The sequence below is a fragment of the Sphingomonas adhaesiva genome (assembly GCF_036946125.1).
GTDB lineage: Bacteria > Pseudomonadota > Alphaproteobacteria > Sphingomonadales > Sphingomonadaceae > Sphingomonas > Sphingomonas adhaesiva_A.
Map to the genome: position 1 here is coordinate 305,270 of NZ_JAQIJT010000001.1, position 20,538 is coordinate 325,807.

Annotated in this window: 24 protein-coding genes; 12 read left to right on the plus strand and 12 right to left on the minus strand. The window is 69.7% G+C overall.

The features are described 5' to 3' along the window. Positions 1-4 precede the first annotated feature (4 nt). Positions 5-1,720, plus strand: a complete 1,716-nt coding sequence (locus tag PGN23_RS01445; RefSeq protein WP_335301073.1) for a hypothetical protein — start codon at positions 5-7, stop codon at positions 1,718-1,720. A gap of 6 nt (positions 1,721-1,726) precedes the next feature. On the opposite strand, the gene PGN23_RS01450 is transcribed toward PGN23_RS01445, so the two are convergent. Genes PGN23_RS01450 through PGN23_RS01465 form a run of 4 tightly spaced genes read right to left on the minus strand, consistent with a single transcriptional unit; the run spans position 1,727 to position 4,283 of the window. Then, complete coding sequence (locus PGN23_RS01450; RefSeq protein WP_335301074.1) at positions 1,727-2,857, minus strand: GNAT family N-acetyltransferase; 1,131 nt, start codon at positions 2,855-2,857, stop codon at positions 1,727-1,729. A 19-nt stretch (positions 2,858-2,876) separates the two neighbouring features. Beyond that, positions 2,877-3,347, minus strand: a complete 471-nt coding sequence (locus PGN23_RS01455) for a RidA family protein (RefSeq protein WP_335301075.1) — start codon at positions 3,345-3,347, stop codon at positions 2,877-2,879. 31 nt (positions 3,348-3,378) lie between these two features. Beyond that, on the minus strand, positions 3,379-4,008 hold the full coding sequence (locus PGN23_RS01460) for an HAD family hydrolase (protein WP_335301076.1): 630 nt from the start codon (positions 4,006-4,008) through the stop codon (positions 3,379-3,381). Beyond that, the gene (locus tag PGN23_RS01465; RefSeq protein ID WP_335301077.1) at positions 4,005-4,283 is read right to left on the minus strand and encodes a DUF3572 family protein; all 279 of its coding nucleotides are present in this window, start codon (positions 4,281-4,283) and stop codon (positions 4,005-4,007) included. The genes PGN23_RS01460 and PGN23_RS01465 overlap by 4 nt, the downstream gene beginning before the upstream one ends. Positions 4,284-4,317: 34 nt before the next feature. Here PGN23_RS01465 and PGN23_RS01470 point away from each other — a divergent pair, with 34 nt between their 5' ends. Next, the gene (locus tag PGN23_RS01470) at positions 4,318-4,680 is read left to right on the plus strand and encodes a response regulator (protein WP_335301078.1); all 363 of its coding nucleotides are present in this window, start codon (positions 4,318-4,320) and stop codon (positions 4,678-4,680) included. A gap of 421 nt (positions 4,681-5,101) precedes the next feature. On the opposite strand, the gene rpmG is transcribed toward PGN23_RS01470, so the two are convergent. Beyond that, a complete protein-coding gene (rpmG, locus tag PGN23_RS01475) occupies positions 5,102-5,269 on the minus strand; it encodes a 50S ribosomal protein L33 (RefSeq protein ID WP_022687989.1) in 168 nt (55 codons plus the stop codon). Positions 5,270-5,432: 163 nt separating this feature from the next. Here rpmG and PGN23_RS01480 point away from each other — a divergent pair, with 163 nt between their 5' ends. The 6 genes from PGN23_RS01480 to PGN23_RS01505 all read left to right on the plus strand — a co-directional run bounded on the left by PGN23_RS01480 (position 5,433) and on the right by PGN23_RS01505 (position 9,629). Continuing rightward, on the plus strand, positions 5,433-5,741 hold the full coding sequence (locus PGN23_RS01480) for a hypothetical protein (protein WP_335301079.1): 309 nt from the start codon (positions 5,433-5,435) through the stop codon (positions 5,739-5,741). Between the two features lie 13 nt (positions 5,742-5,754). Further along, complete coding sequence (locus PGN23_RS01485; protein ID WP_335301080.1) at positions 5,755-6,321, plus strand: TMEM165/GDT1 family protein; 567 nt, start codon at positions 5,755-5,757, stop codon at positions 6,319-6,321. A gap of 73 nt (positions 6,322-6,394) precedes the next feature. Beyond that, the gene (locus tag PGN23_RS01490; protein ID WP_335301081.1) at positions 6,395-6,907 is read left to right on the plus strand and encodes a Dps family protein; all 513 of its coding nucleotides are present in this window, start codon (positions 6,395-6,397) and stop codon (positions 6,905-6,907) included. A 21-nt stretch (positions 6,908-6,928) separates the two neighbouring features. Then, positions 6,929-7,114 carry a DUF1328 family protein gene (locus tag PGN23_RS01495; RefSeq protein WP_335301082.1) on the plus strand — a complete coding sequence of 62 codons (186 nt, stop codon included), beginning with the start codon at positions 6,929-6,931 and terminating at the stop codon, positions 7,112-7,114. A 7-nt stretch (positions 7,115-7,121) separates the two neighbouring features. Continuing rightward, positions 7,122-8,729, plus strand: coding sequence for a cisplatin damage response ATP-dependent DNA ligase (locus tag PGN23_RS01500; RefSeq protein WP_335301083.1), 1,608 nt, complete (start codon positions 7,122-7,124; stop codon positions 8,727-8,729). Positions 8,730-8,750: 21 nt separating this feature from the next. Beyond that, positions 8,751-9,629, plus strand: a complete 879-nt coding sequence (locus PGN23_RS01505) for a DMT family transporter (protein WP_335301084.1) — start codon at positions 8,751-8,753, stop codon at positions 9,627-9,629. Here PGN23_RS01505 and PGN23_RS01510 read toward each other — a convergent pair. The 3 genes from PGN23_RS01510 to recQ are packed head-to-tail and all read right to left on the minus strand — an operon-like array spanning position 9,626 to position 12,197. Beyond that, on the minus strand, positions 9,626-9,970 hold the full coding sequence (locus PGN23_RS01510) for a hypothetical protein (protein WP_335301085.1): 345 nt from the start codon (positions 9,968-9,970) through the stop codon (positions 9,626-9,628). The genes PGN23_RS01505 and PGN23_RS01510 overlap by 4 nt on opposite strands. Then, positions 9,967-10,395: a TIGR01244 family sulfur transferase gene (locus tag PGN23_RS01515; protein ID WP_335301086.1), complete on the minus strand. Its 429-nt coding sequence runs from the start codon at positions 10,393-10,395 to the stop codon at positions 9,967-9,969. Before PGN23_RS01515 ends, PGN23_RS01510 begins: the two co-directional genes overlap by 4 nt. A 26-nt stretch (positions 10,396-10,421) precedes the next feature. Then, positions 10,422-12,197 carry a DNA helicase RecQ gene (gene recQ / locus PGN23_RS01520; protein ID WP_335301087.1) on the minus strand — a complete coding sequence of 592 codons (1,776 nt, stop codon included), beginning with the start codon at positions 12,195-12,197 and terminating at the stop codon, positions 10,422-10,424. Between the two features lie 71 nt (positions 12,198-12,268). On the opposite strand from recQ, the gene PGN23_RS01525 reads away from it, so the two are divergent. Both PGN23_RS01525 and PGN23_RS01530 read left to right on the plus strand, forming a co-directional pair. Beyond that, the gene (locus tag PGN23_RS01525; RefSeq protein ID WP_335301088.1) at positions 12,269-12,448 is read left to right on the plus strand and encodes a hypothetical protein; all 180 of its coding nucleotides are present in this window, start codon (positions 12,269-12,271) and stop codon (positions 12,446-12,448) included. Then, positions 12,445-12,723 (plus strand): GNAT family N-acetyltransferase, encoded by a 279-nt coding sequence (locus tag PGN23_RS01530; protein ID WP_335301089.1) that lies wholly within the window; start codon positions 12,445-12,447, stop codon positions 12,721-12,723. The genes PGN23_RS01525 and PGN23_RS01530 overlap by 4 nt, the downstream gene beginning before the upstream one ends. Before the next feature lie 253 nt (positions 12,724-12,976). On the opposite strand, the gene PGN23_RS01535 is transcribed toward PGN23_RS01530, so the two are convergent. Then, complete coding sequence (locus tag PGN23_RS01535) at positions 12,977-15,109, minus strand: M3 family metallopeptidase (RefSeq protein ID WP_335301090.1); 2,133 nt, start codon at positions 15,107-15,109, stop codon at positions 12,977-12,979. Between the two features lie 106 nt (positions 15,110-15,215). Beyond that, the gene (locus PGN23_RS01540) at positions 15,216-17,036 is read right to left on the minus strand and encodes an ABCB family ABC transporter ATP-binding protein/permease (RefSeq protein WP_335301091.1); all 1,821 of its coding nucleotides are present in this window, start codon (positions 17,034-17,036) and stop codon (positions 15,216-15,218) included. 128 nt (positions 17,037-17,164) lie between these two features. Between PGN23_RS01540 and PGN23_RS01545 the strand changes: the two genes are divergently transcribed. Beyond that, a complete protein-coding gene (locus tag PGN23_RS01545; RefSeq protein WP_335301092.1) occupies positions 17,165-17,401 on the plus strand; it encodes a hypothetical protein in 237 nt (78 codons plus the stop codon). On the opposite strand, the gene ubiG is transcribed toward PGN23_RS01545, so the two are convergent. Next, positions 17,382-18,128 (minus strand): bifunctional 2-polyprenyl-6-hydroxyphenol methylase/3-demethylubiquinol 3-O-methyltransferase UbiG, encoded by a 747-nt coding sequence (gene ubiG / locus PGN23_RS01550; RefSeq protein WP_335301093.1) that lies wholly within the window; start codon positions 18,126-18,128, stop codon positions 17,382-17,384. The genes PGN23_RS01545 and ubiG overlap by 20 nt on opposite strands. Positions 18,129-18,180: 52 nt before the next feature. Here ubiG and PGN23_RS01555 point away from each other — a divergent pair, with 52 nt between their 5' ends. Next, entirely contained in the window at positions 18,181-19,452 is a 1,272-nt protein-coding gene (locus tag PGN23_RS01555) for an aspartate kinase (RefSeq protein ID WP_335301094.1), read from the plus strand. A gap of 42 nt (positions 19,453-19,494) precedes the next feature. Here PGN23_RS01555 and PGN23_RS01560 read toward each other — a convergent pair whose 3' ends face one another. Then, positions 19,495-20,514, minus strand: coding sequence for a glycosyltransferase family 2 protein (locus PGN23_RS01560; RefSeq protein WP_335301095.1), 1,020 nt, complete (start codon positions 20,512-20,514; stop codon positions 19,495-19,497). Between the last annotated feature and the right edge of the window lie 24 nt (positions 20,515-20,538).

Here is a 20,538-nt window from a genome sequence, read left to right on the forward strand (position 1 = left end):
GGGGATGCAGGGGGACGACCGGCTTCACTGGTGGCAGACGCGATGGTTCGTGATCGCGGCCGTGCTCGCGGCGGCGATCCCGTTGTTATACCCCGCGATTCCGCCGATCGTCGATCTGCCGGGGCATATGGGGCGCTACCGCGTCCAGCTCGATCGCGCCGCCTATCCCTGGCTGCACGACTGGTACAAGTTCGAATGGTCGCTGATCGGCAACCTGGGCGTCGACCTGCTGATCGAGCCGCTGGCGCCGCTGATCGGGCTGGAGCCGGCGGTCAAGCTGATCGTGCTGACGATCCCGATGCTGACCGTCGCCGGGCTGCTGTGGATCGCGCGCGAGGTGCATGGCCGCATCCCCGCCACCGCGCTGTTCGCGCTGCCGCTGGCCTATGGCTATCCGTTCCAGTTCGGCTTCGTGAACTTCGCGCTGTCGCTGGGGCTGGCCTTGTGCCTGTTCGGGCTGTGGCTGCGCATGGCGCGGCTGGGCCGGCTGCGCTTGCGCGCGGCGGTGTTCGTGCCGCTGTCGTGCCTGCTGTGGCTGTGCCACACCTTCGGCTGGGGCGTGCTGGGAGTGCTGGCCTTTTCCAGCGAGATGATCCGCCAGCACGACCTGCGTCGCGAGCGCGGCAACGGTCACTGGCTGCACAGCTGGTTCCGCGCCGGGCTCGGCTGCGTGCCGCTGGCGCTGCCGATGCTGCTGATGATCGCGTGGCGATCGGGGGCGGACGTCACGGGGCAGACCGCCGACTTCTTCTACTGGCGCACGAAGATCGCGTGGGTCGTCATGGCGCTGCGCGACCGCTGGCTGTGGTGGGACATCGTCGGCATGGCGGTCATCTACCTCGTGCTGTTCAAGGCGCTGCGCGACCCGCGCATCGGCTATTCGCGCCATCTGGGACTGTCGGCGCTGTTCATGCTGGCGGTCTATATCGTGCTGCCGCGCATCGTCTTCGGCTCGGCCTATGCCGACATGCGGATGGCGCCGTTCCTGATCGCGATCGCGGTGATCGCGATCCGACCGAAGCCGGGGACGACCTTCCGCCATACCGCGATCCTTGCCGCGCTGGGGCTCGCCTTCTACGCCGCGCGGCTGACCGGCACGACGATCAGCTATGCCATGTTCGCGCAGGATTACGAGGAGGAGCTGGCCGCGCTGCCGCAGGTGCCGATCGGCGCGCGGCTCATCAGCTTCGTCGGACACAATTGCAACAACGCCTGGCGCATGTCGCGGCTGGAGCACCTCCCCGCGATCGCGCTGGAGCGGCGCATGGCCTATACCGACGATCAATGGTCGATGGCGGGCGCGCAGCTGCTCACCTCGCGCTACGCCGATGCCGGCGGCTTCGCGCACGATCCGACGCAGATCGTGACCGAGGTGAAGTGCGCGCGCGAATGGTGGCGCCCGATCAACTACGCGCTGGCGCGCTTCCCGCGCGATGCGTTCGATTACGTCTGGCTGATCCGCCCCCCGGCCTATGACCCGCGCTTCGCCGTCGGGCTGAAGCCGATCTGGCGTGCGCCCGGGGGCACGTCGGTGCTGTTCGAGATCGATCATTCCGTCCCCGCGCCGGAGGCGACCGACGAGGAACTGGGCGTGCCGCGCTGGCTGATCCTGGCGATGGAGCGCCGCCGTGCGCGGCTGGAGCGCGCGGAAAAGGCGAAGATGGAGCGCGCCGATCGCCGCGAGCGACTGCAGCGGCTGCGCGAGGAACAGGAGAATTGACGCGCGCTACCCCCGTTTGAACGGGGTCATCGCGTCCATGAACTCTTGGTCCGCCTCCACCGCGGCCCGCTCGCGCGACAGGAAGTCGGCCACCGCGCGGCGGAACCCCGCATCCGGGATGTAATGCGCCGACCAGGTCGGCACCGGGACATAGCCGCGCGCCAGCTTGTGCTCGCCCTGCGCGCCCGCCTCGACCGTCGCCAGCCCGCGCGCGATGGCAGCGTCGATCGCCTGGTAATAGCACAGCTCGAAATGCAGGAACGGCACGTCCTGCGTGCACCCCCAATAACGGCCATAGAGCGCGTGCTCGCCGATCAGGTTGAGTGCCCCCGCGATCGGCACGCCCTCGCGCTCCGCCAGGATCAGCAGCACGCGCTCCCCCAGCGCCGCCCCCAGCAGCGGGAAGAAGGCGCGCGTCAGATACGGCTGGCCCCACTTCCGGCTGCCCGTGTCCTGGTAGAAGGTCCAGAACGCGTCCCATTCGCGCGCACCGATCTGCGCGCCGGTCAGGTGACGGATCGTCAGCCCCTCGACCGCGGCGGCGCGTTCCTTGCGGATCGCCTTCCTCTTGCGGCTGGACAGCGCGGCGAGGAAGTCGTCGAACGTCGAATAGCCGTCGTTGCGCCAGTGGAACTGCGTCCCCTCGCGCACCAGCCACCCCGCCGCCTCGAACGCCGGCACCTGCTCGGGCGCGACGAAGGTGGCATGCGCGGACGACAGCTGGTGCCGGTCGGTCACCGCCTCCAGCGCCGCGATCAGCGCCGGCGCGGCGGCGGGATCGCGCAGCAGCAGCCGCGGCCCGGGCACCGGGGTGAACGGGACCGCCACCTGCAACTTGGGATAATAGCTGCCCCCGGCGCGCTCCCACGCATCGGCCCAGGCATGGTCGAAGACATATTCGCCCTGGCTGTGCGTCTTGGCATAGGCCGGGGCGATCGCCGCGGGCGTGCCGTCCGCCCCATCCACCACGATCGGGATCGGCTGCCATCCGCTGCGCCCGCCGACGCTGCCCGATTGCTCCAGCGCCGCGAGAAAGGCGTGGGCGAGGAACGGGTTGGCGGTGCCGGCGCAGGCATCCCATTGCTCGGCCGGGATGGCGGCCACGCCATCGGCGATACGCGCGGTCAGCGAGGTCATCCCCGCCTAATTAGGAACGTCACAGCGCCGGCGCCACCTCGATGATCGCATCCACCTCCACCGCGGCGCCCAGCGGCAGCGCGGCCACGCCCACCGCGGCGCGGGCGTGCTTGCCCGCATCGCCGAACAGCTTGACCATCAGCTCCGACGCGCCGTTGGCGACCTTGGGATGATCCGCGAAGTCCGCGGTCGAATTGACGAACACGCCCAGCTTCACGACGCGCGCGACGCGCCCCAGATTGCCGATATGCGCCTTCACCTGCGCCACGACCATCAGCGCGCAGCGCTGCGCCGCGTCCTGCCCGTCCTCCAGCGAGAAGCCGTCGCCGAGCCGCCCGGTCACGACCTTGCCGTCCCTGAACGGCAGCTGGCCCGAGACGTGGAGGAGCCCGCCCGCCTCGACGACGGGAACATAGGCGGCGATGGGGGCCGCGGCCTGCGGCAGTTCGAGGCCGAGGTCCTGGAGCGTGCGGTCGATGCGATCGGTCATCCGCGCTGCTTGCGGCGACCGGCGAGCGCGGTCAAGCCTGCGCCGGCACCCCGTCGGCGAAGCGGGCCAGCACCCACGCCTGCGCGCCCACCCAATCGTCGATCCGCGCATGGGCAGCCGGCGGCGTCGGTACGCCGGGGGCCAGTTGCGGTTCCGACACCATATGCAGCCGCCACACCTGCGGCGCATGCTCCGCGACCGAGGCGTGATGCTGCGGCAGGTCGTCGACGAAGACCGTGACGGGGTGGCCGTGCTCCGCCACCAGCCGCGCGACCGGCTCGCCCTTGCCGCCCTGGTTGCACTCGACGCGGTGTTCGATGCCGAACTGCGCCAGCTGGTCGATGCGATGGGTGCGGCACTGATCCTCCAGATTGGTCAGGATCACCACGTCCGCCTGCGCCGCGATCGCCGCCAGCGCCTCGCGCGCGTGCGGTACCAGCGACTGGCGATGCATCTGCGCGGGGAAGAAGCCGCCCAGGAACCCGCCCATCTCGGCGCGGGTCAGCGGCGGGCCGCCGGCGCGGCGCTTCATCGCGTTCGCCAGGTCCCACGACCCGATCGTGAACTCGACGTCATGCGCCTCCCCCAGCCAGTCGGCGAAGGGGCGCAGCATGTAGAGCAGCACCTCGTCGCAGTCGCAGATCAGCAGCGGGCGCGTCATGCCGCGCGCTCCAGCGCCGCGCGTGCCGCCACCAACGCCTCGGGCGTGGCACCGATCGCGTCGGCACAGGCCAGCAGGTCGGGCTCATGCCCCTCCAGGAAGGCGAGGCAGGCCGCCAGCACCGGCGGCTCCGCCAGTCGCGCGCGCAGGTCCGCGGGGGTGAGGCCGGTCAGCGACACCAGCCGCTCGGCGCGCCGTTCGTCGCCCAGCGTCCATACCAGCGCGTTCAGGGCAACCGTTTGGGTATCCCGGGGGTTTGTGTCGCTTCGGCCCATTCTCTATCGTGCCCTTCGAGGGGGTGTTTCGCGCGTGACTAAACGGGTGCTCGTTGTCGAGGACAACGAACTCAATCTCAAGCTGTTCTGCGACCTATTGCGCGCGCACGACTTCGCCGTCGAGCCGGTGCGCGACGGGCGCGAGGCGGTGGAGCGCGCGCGCGCCTTCGTCCCCGACCTGGTGGTGATGGACATCCAGATGCCGCACGTCACCGGCTACGAGCTGATCCTGGAGATGAAGGCGGACGAGACGCTGCGCCACATTCCGGTGATGGCGGTCACCGCTTATGCCGGGCGCGAGGACGAGGAGCGGCTGCGCGCCGCCGGTGCCAACGCCTATGTATCGAAGCCGATCACGCTGGCGCGCTTCATGACCGCGGTGAACGAGCTGATCTGAGGGTAGAAACCGCCCTCCATACCGTCGTCATGCCGGACTCGTTCCGGCATCCAGGGCACCGCAAACTTCACATGCGATGAAGCCCGGAACCCTGGCCCCCGCAACAAGTCGGGACCGACCTCTGCGAAAGTCGTGGATCGCTCGACAATTTTGCCGTTCCCCGGCGAAGGCCGGGGCCCAGTTGGCGTGGCTTATCCGTCTGTTACCACCGTCCCCCAGCTGGGCCCCGGCCTTCGCCGGGGAACAAGGAACCGAGTTTCGCGGAAGGCTCGAACGCGTCCGGGGTGACGGGCGGACGATGATGCCGAAAGGCTTCGCACAGGCGGCCACCGACGTACGAAAGGAGCCGCCGGCGCGTGCCCGCGGCTCCTGTCCGTCCACCCGATCAGGCAGCGCGAGGCGGCATCACGCCGCCCGCCGCTTACTTGATCTTGGCTTCCTTGAACGCGACGTGCTTGCGCACGACGGGATCGTACTTGTTGAAGCTCAGCTTCTCGGTCTTGGTACGCGGGTTCTTCTTCGTCACGTAGAAGAAGCCGGTGTCGGCGGAGCTGACGAGCTTGATCTTGACGGTGGTCGGCTTTGCCATGACCAATTCCTGATAGTATGAAACAAAAAAGAGCGGCGAGGGCAGCCCCGCCGCAACAGACGCGGCCGATTGGCGCAAATGCGGCCCCGAGTCAAGCAGCGCGCCCGATTAAGCCCGCCGTAACCGCCGCGTGCGATGCTCTCCACCATAAAGGAGCGGGAACATGGGCAGCGACGGACTAAGCGACATCAGGCACGATCTGGCCAACCGCGTGGCCGCGATCGAGTGGCGCGCCGGGCCGGCGCGAATCGCCGATGAGGTCGACCGCATCCGCGCCATCGCGCACCGCCACCGCCTGTTGCCCGCGGTCACCGTCGCGCACCTGCTCGGGTCGGCGCTGGCGCGCGGCGAGCGGGGAGCGCTGATCCACGGCTGGCTGGCGCTGCTGCGCGAGGCGGTGGTGAGCGAGCGGCAGGACCAGGGGGCGTGCGACGCGTTCGCCGCGGCCTGCACGGTCCGATTCGCCGCCTGACGGGGCTACGCCGATGGACGCGCTGATGGCGGCGCTGCTGCTCGGCGCGATCACGCAGGCCGCCGACCGGACGCCGTGGCTGGCGGCGATGCTCGCCGATCGCTGGCGCTCGCCTGCCCTCGTGATCGTGGCCGGGGCGGTCGCGCTGGCCGCGAATTATGCGATCGGGACAATCGGCGGCATCGCGGTCGCCGCGCTGCTGACGCCGGCGGCGCGGCTGCTGCTGCTCGCGCTGGCGCTGGTGCTCGCCGGGCTGGGGACGGGATGGCGCAGCACGCGGCCGGAGGATCTGGCGGGATGGCGCATCGGCCGCTTCCCCACCGCGCTGGCGGGGCTCTTCATCATGGCGTTCGGCGACCGGATGCAGTTCATCGCGGCGGCGCTGGCGGCGCGCAGCCCGCTGCCCTGGGCCGCTGCGGTGGGGGCGACGATGGGAGCGCTCGCGGTCGTCGCGGTGGCGGTGACGCTGGGGGAGCGCGGCTGGGCGGCGCTGCCGCTGCGCGCGATCCGCGTCGCCAACATGGTGCTGCTGACCGGGATCGGCGTGGTGCTGGGGTTGCGCGCCGTCGCGCTGATCTGACCGGCCGCTCACGGTCGACGACCATCCCGGGCGGAGCGATTCCGCTTCGCCGTCGTTCCGCCACCGACCCCAAATGACGGAGCGACACGTGGCCGACATCAATCCCGCGCTGGAAACGCCGACCGATCTGGCGCGCAACGACACGAAAACGGTGGCCGAGGCGCTGAACGGCGCGCTGGCGGACTGCTATGCCGTGTATCTGAAGACAAAGAACTTCCATTGGCACGTCTCCGGCCCGCACTTCCGCGACTATCACCTGCTGCTCGACGATCAGGCGGCGCAGATCCTGGGCGTGACCGACGCCATCGCGGAGCGCGTACGCAAGACCGGCAACGTCACGCTGCGCTCGATCGGCGACATCTCGCGCCGCCAGTCGATCGTCGACAACGACCGCGACTTCGTCAGCGCGGCCGACATGCTGGCGGAGCTGCGCGACGACAATCTGAAGCTCGTCGAGCGCTTTCGCGAGGTGAAGGACGCTGCCGAAGAGGCGAAGGACAACGCCACCAGCGGCATCGTCGACGAATGGACCGATCAGGCCGAGGAACGCGCCTGGTTCCTGTTCGAGGCCAGCCGCAAGGGCTGATGTTGCGGGGGAGGCGCCGTCATGCTGAAACTTGCCGTGCTGTTCCTCATCGCCGGATTGCTGCTCGGGGCGCTCGGCTTCGGCGGAATCGGCGGCGCGTTTGTCGGGATCGCCAAGATCCTGTTCTTCGTCGTCGCGGCGCTCTTCGTCATCTTCCTCGTGCTGGGGCTGATGGCGGCCAGGGCGGCGAAGGACGCGATCGACTGACGGGCGGATGCACGCGTTCGCCGCCCTGCTCGATTCGCTGATCTATACCCGGTCGCGCAATGCCAAGCTGAAGCTGATCGGCGACTATCTGCGCGCCGTGCCCGACCCCGATCGCGGCTGGGCGATGGCGGCGCTGACCGGGGACCTCGACCTGCCCGGCGTGAAGCCGGCGGTCATCCGCACGCTGATCGAGGCGCGGGTCGATCCGGTCCTGTTCCGGATGAGCCGTGACTATGTCGGCGATACCGCGGAAACGGTATCGCTGCTGTGGCCGACCCCCGATCCGCCCCCGGTCGACGCCACGCCGCTGAGCGTCGGTGCGGTGGTCGACCGGCTGATGCATCTGTCGCGCGCCGATGCCCCCGCCGCGCTCGCCGACATGCTCGACCGGATGGATGCCGAGGAGCGGTTCGCGCTGCTGAAGATGGCGACGGGGGGCCTGCGCGTCGGCGTCTCCGCGCGGCTCGCGAAGCAGGCGCTGGCGGACGCGTTCGGGCTGGACGTCGATGCCGTGGAGGAGGTATGGCACGGGCTGGAGCCCCCCTACCCCACGCTGTTCGCCTGGGCCGAGGGGACGGGGGCGCAGCCCACCACCGCCGACGTGCCCGTCTTTCGCCCCTTCATGCTGGCGCATCCGCTGGACGACCTGCGCGTCGATCTCGCCGATTACGTCGCGGAGTGGAAGTGGGACGGCATCCGCGTCCAGATCGTCCATGTGCCGGGCGACGACGGGGGCGAGACGCGGCTCTACAGCCGCACCGGCGACGACGTGACCCGCGCCTTCCCCGATGTCGCCGGTGCCTTTTCGACCCCCGGCGTGGTCGATGGCGAGCTGATGGTGAAGGGCGATTTCCAGGGCGGTGCGCTGGAGAGCGGAGGCGGGGCGGCGAGCTTCAACGCGCTGCAACAGCGGCTGGGGCGCAAGGTCGTGTCGGCCAGGATGCTGGCGGAGTCGCCCGCCTTCGTCCGGCTGTACGACATCCTGTTCGACGGGACGGAGGATCTGCGCGCGCTGCCGTGGAGCGAGCGGCGCACCCGGCTGGAGGCGTTCGCCGCGCGGCTCGACGCCGACCGCTTCGACCTGTCGCAGGTGATCGAGGCGGCGGATTTCACCGCGCTGGAGGGCATCCGCGCCGGCGCGCGCGATGCCGCGATCGAGGGGATGATGCTCAAGCGGCGCGACAGCCCCTATGTCGCGGGGCGGCGCACGGGACTGTGGTACAAATGGAAGCGCGATCCGCTGACCGCCGATTGCGTGATGATGTATGCGCAGCGCGGCAACGGCCGCCGATCCAGCTGGTACAGCGACTATACCTTCGGCTGCTGGACGCCCGACGGCGAGCTGCTGCCGGTGGGCAAGGCCTATCAGGGCATCACCGATCAGGAGATCGCGCAGCTCGACCGTTTCGTGCGCCAGCACACGCTGAACCGCTTCGGCCCGGTCCGCGAGGTCGAGAAGACGCTGGTGCTGGAGATCGCGTTCGATTCGATCCACGAATCGAAACGGCACAAGTCCGGCGTCGCGATGCGCTTCCCCCGCATCGCGCGCATCCGCACCGACAAGCCCGCGGAGGAGGCCGATACGCTGGAGGCGCTGCGCCGCCTGGTGACGTAGCCCACACCCGTCATCCCGGGCATGACCCGGGGTGACGAAGAGAAGACAGCGGCGCATACCGCCGCCATGCCCGCCTATACCCTGGCCGCCGCGATGATGATCGCCTCCGGTTCGATCCACGCGGTCGTCAACGCCATCGTGAAGGGCGGGCGTGACAAGATGGCGGCCCGCGCCTTCACCGATGCCGCGGCGGCGATCATCCTGCTGCCCGCGATCCTGATCGTGCCGCTGCCGCACGGCGCCTGGGGCTGGCTGGCGGCGAGTGCGCTGGGCCATGCGATCTATCTCTATGCGCTGATCCGCGCCTATCAGGTGGCGGATTTCACCGCCGCCTATCCGGTGCTGCGCGGCACCGCCCCCGTCGTCACCGCGCTGGCGACGATCGGCTGGCTGGGCGAGCCGGCGACGGTGGCGCAGGTGGCCGGCATCGCGCTGATCGCGGGGGCGATGCTGACCCTGACGGTCGGGCGGCATATCGGCCGCGCGGCGCTCGGCTGGTCGCTGCTGACCGGGGTGACGATCGCGGCCTATACCGTGATCGACGCGCGCGGCGTCCGCGCCGCGCCGACGCCGACGAGCTACATCGTCTGGCTCTTCGTCCTGATGGGCGGGGTGGTGCTGGTCATGTTCGGCACCGCGTCGAAGGGTGCGATCTTCGCGCAGGTCCGCCGTGGCTGGCGCCCCGGTGCGATCGCGGGGGCGCTGTCGATCGTCACCTACGGGCTGGCGCTGTCCGCGCTGGCGCTCGGCCCCACCGCGCCGCTGGCGGCCCTGCGCGAGACGGGAATGGTCACCGCGCTGCTCATCGGCATCTTCGCGCTGGGGGAGCGGGTGACGGGACGCCGCGCGCTCGCGGTATTGGGAATATTGGCGGGCGCGGCGCTGATCGTCGCCCGCTAGGCCGCCATCGCCTGACCCAGCCGCCGCACGTCCAGCGCGGTGACGCCGACCAGCGTCAGGTCGCCCAGCCGGCGGTCGCCCGTCTCCACCACGATCCCCTCTGCGGTCTGGCGCAGCATCGGCCACGTCACCTCGCGCCCGCTCACCCGCGTGCCGCGCACCCGCACGACCGCCACGCGGCGATCCGCGGTCACCGCCAGCGCGGTGCGCCCGTCCTCGGCCGTGACCGCATCGATCGCGGGAAACCCGGGCAGCGCGACGCCGATCGCCTCCAGCGCCTCCTCGGGCGCGCGCATCATGCGGTCGGTGCCGCCCAGCCCCAACAATGCCGCGAGCGTCATGCCTGCTGCGACACCGCATCCATCAGCGGGCGCAGCCCGGCGATATCGTAGCCCGCGCCCGCCGCCTTCGCGGTCAGCACATCCGCATCCTCGCCCAGCCCCGCGCCCGCCAGCGCCCACAGGTTGCACGACCGCGTACCCGAGCGGCAATAGGCCAGCACCGGGCCGCCCGCCGCATCGAGCGCGCCGATCATCGCCTGCACCTGCGCGAAGCTGAACCCGGCCTGCGTGACGGGGATCGCGGTATAGGTCAGCCCCGCCGCCTCCGCTGCCGCCCGAATGGCGGCGCCGCTCGGCTGGCCCGCCTCCTCGCCATCGGGACGGTTGTTGACGATCGCGACATAGCCGGCCGCGGCGATAGCGGGGACGTCCTCTGGCCGGATCTGCGGCGCGACGGCGATCTTCTCGTCGATGGGGCGAAGCATAAGCGGACCCTAGCGCGTACCGATCGTCATGACGAGTGGTCCGCGATCACTTTCAGGAACGCCGCCCCGTAGGCATCCAGCTTGCGCTGCCCGATCCCCGAAATCCGCCCCAAGGCGCTCGCGGACGCGGGCCGCAGCGCCGCCATCTCGCGCAGCGCGGAATCGTGGAAGATGACATAGGGCGGCACCCCCGCCTCCTTCGCCAGGTCGCGGCGGCACGCGCGCAGCGCCTCGAACAGCGGATCGTCGACCGGGTTGGCGGTCTGCGCCCCCGCCCCCTTGCGCCGCCGCTCGCGCGCGGGCGGCTCGATCAGCGGCAGCGTCGCCTCGCCCTTCAGCAGCGCGCGGGCCGCCGGGCCGAACTCCAGCCCGCCGTGCGGATTGGTGCGCAGCGCGTCCTTCAGCAGCAGCGCGCGCCCGACCGGCTTCAGCAGCCGCAGCTCCTCGCCCTCGACGATGTTCCACACCGTCAGTTGCTCGTGCCCGTTCATCAGGCTGCGCTCGGTCGACTGGCCGGTCAGCACCTGCTCGATATAGCCCGCGCCGAACATCTGCCCGGTGCGAAAGACGGCGGAGAGATATTTGCGCGCCACCTGCGTCGCGTCGATCGCGGCGGGCGGGTTCAGGCAATTGTCGCAATTGCCGCACGTCTCGGGCGGGTCCTCGCCGAAGTGCCGCAACAGGACCCTGCGGCGGCACCCCGCGGTTTCCACCAGCGCGGCAAGCGCGGTCAGCCGCTGGCGCTCGCCCGGCTGGCGCGCGGGCTCCACCTCGCCGATGCGCTGGCGCGCGCGCGCGAAATCGTCCGCGCCCCAGAACAGATGCGCCACGGCCGGATCGCCGTCGCGCCCGGCGCGCCCGGTTTCCTGATAATAGGCCTCGATCGACTTCGGCAGCCCGGCGTGCGCCACGAAGCGGACGTCGGGCTTGTCGATCCCCATCCCGAACGCCACCGTGGCGCAGATCACCATGTCCTCTGACGCGACGAAGTCGCGCTGGTTGCGCGCGCGCACGCTCGCGTCCAGTCCGGCATGATAGGCGCGCACCGGCCGTCCGGTGCTGCGCCCCAGCGTCTCCGCCATCTTCTCGGTCCCCGCGCGAGAGGGGACGTAGACGATGCCGGGCCCCGGCGTGCGCGCGATCAGGTCGGCGATCTGGCGCGCCGTCTGGTCGCGCGGCTGGATGGCGTAGCGGATGTTGGGGCGGTCGAACCCCGCGACGATCATTCCCTCTTCGGGGATGCCCAGCTGCTCCAGCACGTCGCGCCGGGTATGGTCGTCCGCGGTCGCGGTCAGCGCCAGCCGCGGCACCTGCGGGAAGGCGTCCAGCAACGGGCGCAGCAGGCGGTAGTCGGGGCGGAAGTCGTGCCCCCATTCGCTGACGCAATGCGCCTCGTCGATCGCGAACAGCGCGATGCGCCCACGCTCCAGCAGGTCGCGGAAATCGGCGGTCGAGGCACGCTCCGGCGCGATGTAGAGCAGGTCCAGCTCGCCATCCAGGAACCGGCCGCGCGTCTCCGCCCTGTTCTCGTCCACGCTGGTCAGCGTCGCCGCCCGCAGCCCCACCGCGGTCGCGGCGCGCAGCTGGTCGTGCATCAGCGCGATCAGCGGGCTGACGACGACGCACGTCCCCTCCAGCATGGCGGAGGGCAGCTGATAGCAGAGCGACTTGCCCGCGCCGGTCGGCATGACCGCCAGCGTCCGCTGCCCGGCGAGCACGCGCGTGACGACATCCTCCTGCACGCCGCGGAAGGCGGGAAAACCGAAGATGCGGTGGAGTGTTGCGACCGGGTCGGCGACCATCGCGGCTCATCTAGGGCGCGGGATCGCCGGTGGCAACGGAACGCACGGGCCGTTTCGGGCGTAGAACGACGATGATCCCCGCCCCCCGCCGCAACCTAGCGCTCTTCACCTTCGGCGCCGCGATCCTGTCCGGCTGCGGCCGCGAGGAGGACCTCCGCAAGACCGGCGTCAACACGACCGCCCCGCATCAGGTCTCCCCCGTGGCCAAGGGCGTCGACGCGCCACCGGCGGCCGATCCGGTCGCGCCGTGAGCGTCGAGCGCGTACGCGACAACCGCTCCGAGCAGGAGTTCGTGCTGGAGGTCGACGGGCATCGCGCGGTCGCCGCCTATCAGCGCGAGGGCGACACGATCGTCTTCACCCACACCGTCGTCCCGCCCGAGATCGAGGGGCGCGGCGTCGGCAGCCGCCTGATCCGCGGCGCACTCGACGCGGTGCGCGACCGCGGGCTGAAGGTGGTGCCGCAATGCACCTTCGTCCGCGCGTATATCGAGAAGCACCCGGAGACGCGCGACCTGCTGGCGTAGGTCGTCACCCCGGCCTCGAGCGGGACCTTTGCGGCCATCTCCACCGTGCTCCTGCGCAGGCAGGAGCCCAGTGTTGCCGATCCCATAAGACGTCGTTCTGCCTGTCTCCGTGCTCCTGCCTGCGCAGGAGCACGGCCGGTACGCGGCGCCGTTCCAGCCGTCTGGCGAAGCTACCGCCTCGACCCGGGGTCCCGCTTTATCCCAGCGTGTCAGAAGAAGCGGGACCCCGGATCAAGTCCGGGGTGACGAAGGATCACGGGGTTACCCGCGATCCGTCGGCGTTGAGCCCTAGGTCCTTCAGCAGCGGCGCCACCTCGGGATCCTTGCCGTAGAAGGCCCGGAACATCGGCGCATAATCCTCCGTATGCCCCTTCGACAGGATCATGTCGCGGAAGCGCTGGCCATTGGCCCGGGTCAGCCCGCCGTTCGCCTCGAACCAGGAATAGGCGTTGGCATCCAGCATCTTGGTCCATTGATAGGCGTAATAGCCCGCCGAATAGCCATTGCCCCAGATATGGAGGAAATAGCTGGAGCGGTACCGCGGCGGCACGTCCGCCACGTCGAGCCCGGAGGCCGCCAGCGCCTGCGCCTCGAACGCATCGGCGTCCTTCGGCGCCTGCCCGGCGGGCAGCGAGTGCCACGCCATGTCCAGCTGCGACGCGGCCAGCGCCTCGCCGAAGGAATAGCCGGTGTTGAACGTGGCCGCGCGCTTGATCTTGTCGACCAGCGCCTGCGGGATCGGCCGACCGCTGCGATAGTCGACCGCGTAATGCGCCAGCACCTTCGGGTCGAGCGCCCAGTGCTCGTTGAACTGCGACGGGAACTCGACGAAATCGCGCGCGGTGTTGGTGCCCGACACGCTGGGATAGGTCTGGTTCGCGAACAGCCCGTGCAGCGCATGGCCGAATTCGTGGAACATCGTCGTCACATCGTCGAAGGTGATGAGCGCGGGCTGCCCGGCGGCGGGCTTGGTGAAATTGCCGACGTTGTAGATCACCGGCTTCGTCCCCAGCAGCTTGGACTGGTTGACGAAGTTCGACATCCACGCGCCGCCGTTCTTGTTGTCGCGCTTCCAATAGTCGAAGTACATCAGCCCCAGCGGCTGGCCATTCTCCTCGAACACCTCGTAGACCATCACGTCGCTCTGCCACACCGGCAGGTCGGTGCGCTTCTTGAAGGTGATGCCGTACAGCTGGGTCGCGGCGTAGAAGACGCCGTCCTCCAGCACCTTGTCGATCTGGAAATACGGTTTCAGCTCGTCCTGGTTCAGGTCGTAGCGCGCCTTGCGCAGCTTCTCCGAATAGAAGTTCCAGTCCCACGGCTTCAGCGCGAAATCGCCGCCCTCGGCCTTCACCTGCGCCTGCAGCTCCGCCGCCTCGCGCTTCTGCTCGACCGACACCGCGCCCGCGATCCGGCGCAGGAAGCCCTGCGCGGTCTGCGGCGTCTTCGCCATCTGGTCGGCCAGCTTGTAATCGGCCCAGCTGGCGAACCCCAGCAGCTTCGCCTTCTGCGCGCGCAGGTCCGCGATCCGCAGCAGCGTGGCGCGGGTGTCGTTGGCGTCCCCCTTCTCCGCGCGGGTCCAGCTCGCCTCGAACAGCGCCTGGCGCGTGGCGCGATCGGTCAGCTGCGCCAGCGCGGGCTGCTGCGTCGTGTTCTGGAGCGACAGGACGTATTTGCCCGGCAGTCCGCGCGCCTGCGCATCGGCCGCCGCCGCGGCGATCTCCGCATCGGACAGCCCGGCGAGCTTCGCCTTGTCGTCGACCACCAGCGCGCCGGCCTTCGCCGCGGCGAGCAGGCGCTGCTTGAACGTCGTCTCCAGCGTCGACAATTGCCCGTTGACGTCGCGCAGCGCCTTCTGGTCGGTCGCCGACAGCTGCGCCCCAGCGCGCACCATCTTGTCGTAGGTCAGCGTCAGCACCATCGCCTGCTCGGGCGTCAGCCCCAGCGTGGCCTGGCGATCGTGCAGCGATTTCACCCGCGCGAAGAGCCTCGCATCCTGATTGATCGCATCGCGGTGCGCCGACTGGAGCGGCGCCAGTTCCGCCTCGGTCTTCTGGAGCACCGGGTTGGTATTGGCGCCGTTGACGCCGCTGAACGCGTTCTCGGCCCGCTCCAGCAGCTGACCCGACCGCTCCAGCGCGGCGATCGTATTGTCGAATGTCGGGGCCGCACGGTCGTTCGCGATCCGCGCCACCTCGGCGCGCTGCTCCGCCATCCCCGCCTTGATCGCCGGCAGATAGTCGGTGTCCTTGATCCGGTCGAAGGGCGGCGCCTGGTACGGCAGCGTGCTCGGCTTGGCGAAGGGGTTGCTGGCGGGCAGCGTCTGGGCGACCGCCGTCGTCGTCATCAGCGCCACGGACAGGGTGGCGGCGAACATCGAACGCATTGATACTCCTTGGTTATCGTGATGAAGCGCAGTGCACGTGGCGACACGATACGGCAAGGTGGCTGTCGTATCGCTGAATGGGGATCAAGTCCGGATGGCGGTCCACTCAGGCCACGCCCTCCTCGACCGCCGCCGCCCGCTCGGCCGCCTGCCGCAGCCACATCTCCGCATATAGCCCGCCCGCCGCCAGCAGCGCGGCGTGGGTGCCGCGCTCGACCACGCGGCCCGCCTCCAGCACGACGATCTGGTCGGCATGGACGATCGTCGACAGCCGGTGCGCGATCACGATCGTCGTCCGCCCGCGCTCGATCGCCTGAAGCGTCTCCATGATCTCGCCCTCGGTCCGGCTGTCGAGCGCGCTGGTCGCCTCGTCCAGGATCAGGATCGGGGGGTCCTTCAGCAGCGTGCGTGCGATCGCGACGCGCTGCTTCTCGCCGCCCGACAGCTTCAGCCCGCGCTCGCCGACGCGCGTCGCGTAACCGTCCGCCTGCCGCTCGATGAACCCCGCGATCGCCGCGCTGCGCGCGGCACGCTCGATCGCGGTCTGGTCCGCGCCCTCGCGCCCGTACGCGATGTTGTAGCCGATCGTGTCGTTGAACAGCACCGTATCCTGCGGCACGATCCCGATCGCGGCGCGCACCGAATCCTGCGTCACCTGCGCGATATCCTGCCCGTCGATCGCGATCCGGCCCGAATCGACGTCGTAGAAGCGGTACATCAGCCGCGCGAGCGTCGACTTACCCGCGCCCGATGGCCCCACCACGGCCAATGTCGACCCCGCGGGCACGTCCAGATCGATCCCCTTCAGGATCTCTGCGCCCGCATCATAGCCGAACCGCACGTTCTCGAACCGCACATGACCGTTGCGGATCGACAGCGGCGGCGCATCCGGCGCGTCCACCACCTCCGACGGCGTGTCGATCAGGTCGAACATCGCGCCCATGTCGATCACGCCCTGCCGGATCGTACGATAGACCATGCCCAACAGGTCGAGCGGGCGGAACAATTGCGACAGCAACGTCGACACCAGCACGACATTGCCCGCGGTGAAACGCCCCTGGCTCCACCCCCAGGCGACCCAGGCCATGCCCGCGCCCAGCATCAGGTTGGTGATCGCAGCCTGCCCGATGTTGAGCCATGCCAGGCTGTTCTCGCTCTTCACCGCCGCCTGCGCATAGGCTCGCATCGCCGCATCGTAGCGTCGCGCCTCGCGCTCCTCCGCGCCGAAATACTTCACCGTCTCGAAATTGAGCAGCGAATCGACCGCATGCGCGACCGCGCCGGTGTCCAGATCGTTCATCCGCTCGCGCAGGGACGCACGCCAGTCGGTGACGACGCGCGTGAACCAGATGTAGACGACGACCATGACGACGGTCGCCGCGACCAGCGGCCAGCCGAACTTCACCTGAAAGATGCCGAGCACCAGCACCAGCTCCAGCACCGTCGGCGCGATGTTGAAGAGCAGGAAATACAGCATCGTATCGATGCTCTTCGTGCCGCGCTCGACCACCTTGGTCACCGCGCCCGTGCGCCGCTCCAGATGGAAGCGCAGCGACAGCTGGTGCAGGTGGCGGAACACGCGCGCCGCCAGCCGCCGCGTCGCCTCCTGCCCCACCCGCTCGAACACCGTGTTGCGCAGATTGTCGAACAGCGTGCTGCCGAAGCGCGCCGCGGCATAGCCCACCACCAGCAGCACGATCAGCGACACCGGCGTCGTCGGCACGGTCATCCCGTCGACCGCCCCCTGCAGCGCGAACGGCGCGCCGTACACCTGCACCAGCTTCGAGGCGACGACCAGCGCCATCGCACCGACCACGCGCACCTTCATCCCCGGCGCGTCGGACGGCCACAGATCGGGCAGGAAGCGCCGCAGCGTCGGCAGCAGCGGACGTTCGACGGAGGCGGAGGTAGCGGAGAGCGGCGGCATGAGCCCGCGATGTCGGGCGCGCGGCGTGCGGCGTCAACCTCGCCCCGGAACGGCACGATGCGATGCCCGGAACGCAAGCGCCGCCGATGCGTATTTACGACAGGAAATCATAGGGATGGGAGGGGTCGGTGGAGCCGGTCTTCTTCGTGATGGCGATCATGGGCTGCGCCGATGGCGCGTCCGGTTGCACCCAGGCCCGGGTCGAGCCGGCGCATTATTCGACCGTGCAGCAATGCCAGGCGGCGATGCCCGCCGCGCTGACCCGCAGCACCGACATCGACTATCCGGTCGTCACCGCCGCGTGCCGGCGGAGCGGCTTGCAGATGGCGGACAACGCCGCCGCCGTCACGCGCGCCGCGCGGTGAGGAAATAGTCGAGCGCGGTCGACGCGCCGAGCGCAAACCCGCTCGTTCCCAGCGTCAGGCCGGTGACATCGCCGACCTCCAGCCCCGCGTCACGCACCATCCCGCCCAGTTCGTCCGGCGTCAGGAACTTGTCCCAGTCGTGCGTTCCGCGCGGGATTTGGCCCGTCAGTTCCGCCCCCTCGACCAGCGCCACGCGGGACAGCCACGTCCGGTTGGGGGTGCTCATCACCAGCAGTCCGCCCGGCGCCACTGCCGCCGCCAGCGCCGCCACGAAGGTGCGCGGATCGGCGACGTGCTCGACCACCTCCATCGAGGTGACGAGATCGAACGTCTCGCCTGCCACCGCCTCGACGCCCCCGGCACGATAGTCGATCGTCAGCCCGCCCGCCCCGGCATGCGCGCGCGCCACGGCGATGCTCTCGGGTGCGGCATCCACCGCCGTCACGCTCGCCCCCAGTCGCGCCAGCGGCTCCGCCAGCAACCCCGCGCCGCAACCCATGTCGAGCGCGCGCCGCCCCGCGAGCGGAGTGAAGGAACGGTCGTCGAGGTCCCAATGGCGGTCGATCGCGGCGCGGATGTAGCGCAAGCGCACCGGGTTCAGCCGGTGGAGCATCGCCGACGATCCCTTCGGGTCCCACCATTCCTGCGCCATCCCCCCGAAATGCGCGGCCTCCCCCGCCACGACGGAGGGGTGGATGGTGTCGGTTGTTACGCTTGCGTCGGTCATGCGCGCTTCCTATCAGGGCGCCCCCTCCACCCCAAGGCGTTTGGACAGCATAGTGGCGCGCATCGTCATGAAATTCGGCGGCACCTCGATGGCCGGGATCGAGCGTATCCGCTCCGTCGCCGCCCGGGTGAAGCGCGAGGCCGACGCCGGCAACCAGGTCGCGGTCGTCGTGTCCGCCATGGCGGGCGAGACCGACCGCCTCGTCGGCTTCTGCCGCGAGGCGTCGCCGCTGTACGATCCGCGCGAATATGACGTCGTCGTCGCCGCGGGCGAGCAGATCACCAGCGGCCTTCTGGCGATTGCGCTACAGGCGATCGGGGTCGAGGCGCGGTCGTGGCTCGGCTGGCAGCTGCCGATCAACACCGACGACGCCTTCGCCAAGGCGCGGATCGGCACGATCGATACCGACGCGCTGATCGCCAGCATGGCATCGGGCGCGGTCGCGGTCATCCCCGGCTTCCAGGGGATGAACGCCGATGGCCGGATCACCACGCTGGGCCGCGGCGGGTCGGACACGTCCGCGGTGGCGGTGGCGGCGGCGGTGAAGGCCGACCGCTGCGACATCTATACCGACGTCGACGGGGTCTACACCACCGATCCCCGCATCGTGCCGCGCGCGCGCAAGCTGGTGAAGGTGACGTACGAGGAAATGCTGGAACTGGCGAGCGTGGGGGCCAAGGTGCTCCAGACGCGCTCGGTCGGGCTGGCGATGAAGGAAAAGGTCCGCGTCCAGGTGCTGTCGTCGTTCACCGGCGCGGATGCACCGATGGCGGACACCCTGCCCGGAACGATGATCGTGGGCGAAGAGGAGATCGACGAAGTGGAACGCCAGCTCATCACCGGCATCGCGCACGACAAGAACGAGGCGAAGATCACGCTGACCAGCGTGCCCGACAAGCCCGGTTCGGTCGCCGCGATCTTCGAGCCGCTGTCCGCAGCCAATATCAACGTCGACATGATCATCCAGAATATCGCGCACCGCTCCAGCGGCTCGGCCAGCGCGACCGACGTGACCTTCACCGTCCCCGCCGCCGACCTGCCGCGTTCGATCGAGGCGCTGAACCAGGCGCGCGAGGCGATCGGCTTCGGCGAACTGGTCCACGACCCCCGCGTCGCGAAGATCAGCGTCGTCGGGGTCGGGATGCGCAGCCATGCCGGCGTCGCCAGCACCATGTTCACGACGCTGGGCGCGCGCGGGATCAACATCCTCGCCATCTCGACCAGCGAGATCAAGGTGTCGGTGTTGATCCACGAGGACGAGACGGAACTGGCGGTCCGCGTCCTCCACACCGCCTACGGGCTGGACGCCGACGAGGCGGCCTGATCTTTTCTTCGTTACCCCGGGCTTGACCCGGGGTGACGGAAGTCACTCCGCCGGCGCGGCGCTGGCGACCTGCTCCTCCGGGATCCGCGTCGCCTCCGCCTGGAACCCCAGCGTCGCGCGGCCGTGCGCGGTGCCGGCGATGTCCGCGACCAGATACAGCGGACGCCGTTTCGCCTCGATATACAGCCGCCCCAGATACTCGCCGATCATGCCGAGCACGAACATCTGGATCGCGGACAGCACAACGACGACCAGCATGGTCGAGGTCCAGCCCTGCACTCGAGCCCCGCTGAAATAGCCGTAGGCGATGTAGAACAGCAGCAGCACCGAGCAGCCCGCCAGGATCACCGACAAATGGCTCGCCCAGCGCAACGGCGCGGTGGAGAAGCCGGTGACCGCGTCCAGCGCCAGCCGCACCATCTTGCCCAGCGGATAGTTCGTCTCGCCCGCATGCCGCTCGGCGCGGTCATAGGGAAAGGGCACCTGGCGGAAGCCGACCCAGGCCACCATCCCGCGGATGAAGCGCGCCTGCTCGGGCAGCGACAGCAAGGCGTCGAGCGCCCGCCTGGTCATCAGCCGGAAATCGCCGGTGTCGAGCGGGATCGGCGTGTCGGTGACGCGGTCGAGCACGCGGTAGAAGGCCGCCGCCGTCGCCTTCTTGAACAGCGTCTCGCCATCGCGCTTGCGCCGCACGGCATAGACGACGTCGGCCTGCTCGCGCGCCATGGTCGCGCGCATCTCCGCCACGAGTTCGGGCGGGTCCTGCAGGTCCGCGTCGATGATGAGGATCTGCTCGCCCGCGCACAGGTCCAGCCCCGCGGTCAGCGCGAGCTGGTGGCCGTGGTTGCGCGACAGATTGACCGCGACGACGCGCGGGTCGGCCGCCGCCAGCGTCTGCATCACGCGCCAGCTGTCGTCGCGCGACCCGTCGTTGACGAGCACGATCTCATGATCGTCGCCGACGACGCCGCGCGCCGCGGCGGACACGCGCGCATGGAGCAGCGGCAGCGTCGCCTCTTCGTTGTAACAGGGGATGACGACCGAGAGCGCAGGACGGTTCATGGTGCCGCCGCGCTGTAACGACCT

Bases quoted from the DNA above. Each gene is read 5' to 3' on its own strand.
- PGN23_RS01445 (WP_335301073.1), top strand. From the start codon at position 5: ATGCAGGGGGACGACCGGCTTCACTGGTGGCAGACGCGATGGTTCGTG.
- PGN23_RS01450 (WP_335301074.1), bottom strand. From the start codon at position 2,857: ATGACCTCGCTGACCGCGCGTATCGCCGATGGCGTGGCCGCCATCCCG.
- PGN23_RS01455 (WP_335301075.1), bottom strand. From the start codon at position 3,347: ATGACCGATCGCATCGACCGCACGCTCCAGGACCTCGGCCTCGAACTG.
- PGN23_RS01460 (WP_335301076.1), bottom strand. From the start codon at position 4,008: ATGACGCGCCCGCTGCTGATCTGCGACTGCGACGAGGTGCTGCTCTAC.
- PGN23_RS01465 (WP_335301077.1), bottom strand. From the start codon at position 4,283: ATGGGCCGAAGCGACACAAACCCCCGGGATACCCAAACGGTTGCCCTG.
- rpmG (WP_022687989.1), bottom strand. From the start codon at position 5,269: ATGGCAAAGCCGACCACCGTCAAGATCAAGCTCGTCAGCTCCGCCGAC.
- PGN23_RS01480 (WP_335301079.1), top strand. From the start codon at position 5,433: ATGGGCAGCGACGGACTAAGCGACATCAGGCACGATCTGGCCAACCGC.
- PGN23_RS01485 (WP_335301080.1), top strand. From the start codon at position 5,755: ATGGACGCGCTGATGGCGGCGCTGCTGCTCGGCGCGATCACGCAGGCC.
- PGN23_RS01490 (WP_335301081.1), top strand. From the start codon at position 6,395: ATGACGGAGCGACACGTGGCCGACATCAATCCCGCGCTGGAAACGCCG.
- PGN23_RS01495 (WP_335301082.1), top strand. From the start codon at position 6,929: ATGCTGAAACTTGCCGTGCTGTTCCTCATCGCCGGATTGCTGCTCGGG.
- PGN23_RS01500 (WP_335301083.1), top strand. From the start codon at position 7,122: ATGCACGCGTTCGCCGCCCTGCTCGATTCGCTGATCTATACCCGGTCG.
- PGN23_RS01505 (WP_335301084.1), top strand. From the start codon at position 8,751: ATGACCCGGGGTGACGAAGAGAAGACAGCGGCGCATACCGCCGCCATG.
- PGN23_RS01510 (WP_335301085.1), bottom strand. From the start codon at position 9,970: ATGACGCTCGCGGCATTGTTGGGGCTGGGCGGCACCGACCGCATGATG.
- PGN23_RS01515 (WP_335301086.1), bottom strand. From the start codon at position 10,395: ATGCTTCGCCCCATCGACGAGAAGATCGCCGTCGCGCCGCAGATCCGG.
- recQ (WP_335301087.1), bottom strand. From the start codon at position 12,197: ATGGTCGCCGACCCGGTCGCAACACTCCACCGCATCTTCGGTTTTCCC.
- PGN23_RS01525 (WP_335301088.1), top strand. From the start codon at position 12,269: ATGATCCCCGCCCCCCGCCGCAACCTAGCGCTCTTCACCTTCGGCGCC.
- PGN23_RS01535 (WP_335301090.1), bottom strand. From the start codon at position 15,109: ATGCGTTCGATGTTCGCCGCCACCCTGTCCGTGGCGCTGATGACGACG.
- PGN23_RS01540 (WP_335301091.1), bottom strand. From the start codon at position 17,036: ATGCCGCCGCTCTCCGCTACCTCCGCCTCCGTCGAACGTCCGCTGCTG.
- ubiG (WP_335301093.1), bottom strand. From the start codon at position 18,128: ATGACCGACGCAAGCGTAACAACCGACACCATCCACCCCTCCGTCGTG.
- PGN23_RS01560 (WP_335301095.1), bottom strand. From the start codon at position 20,514: ATGAACCGTCCTGCGCTCTCGGTCGTCATCCCCTGTTACAACGAAGAG.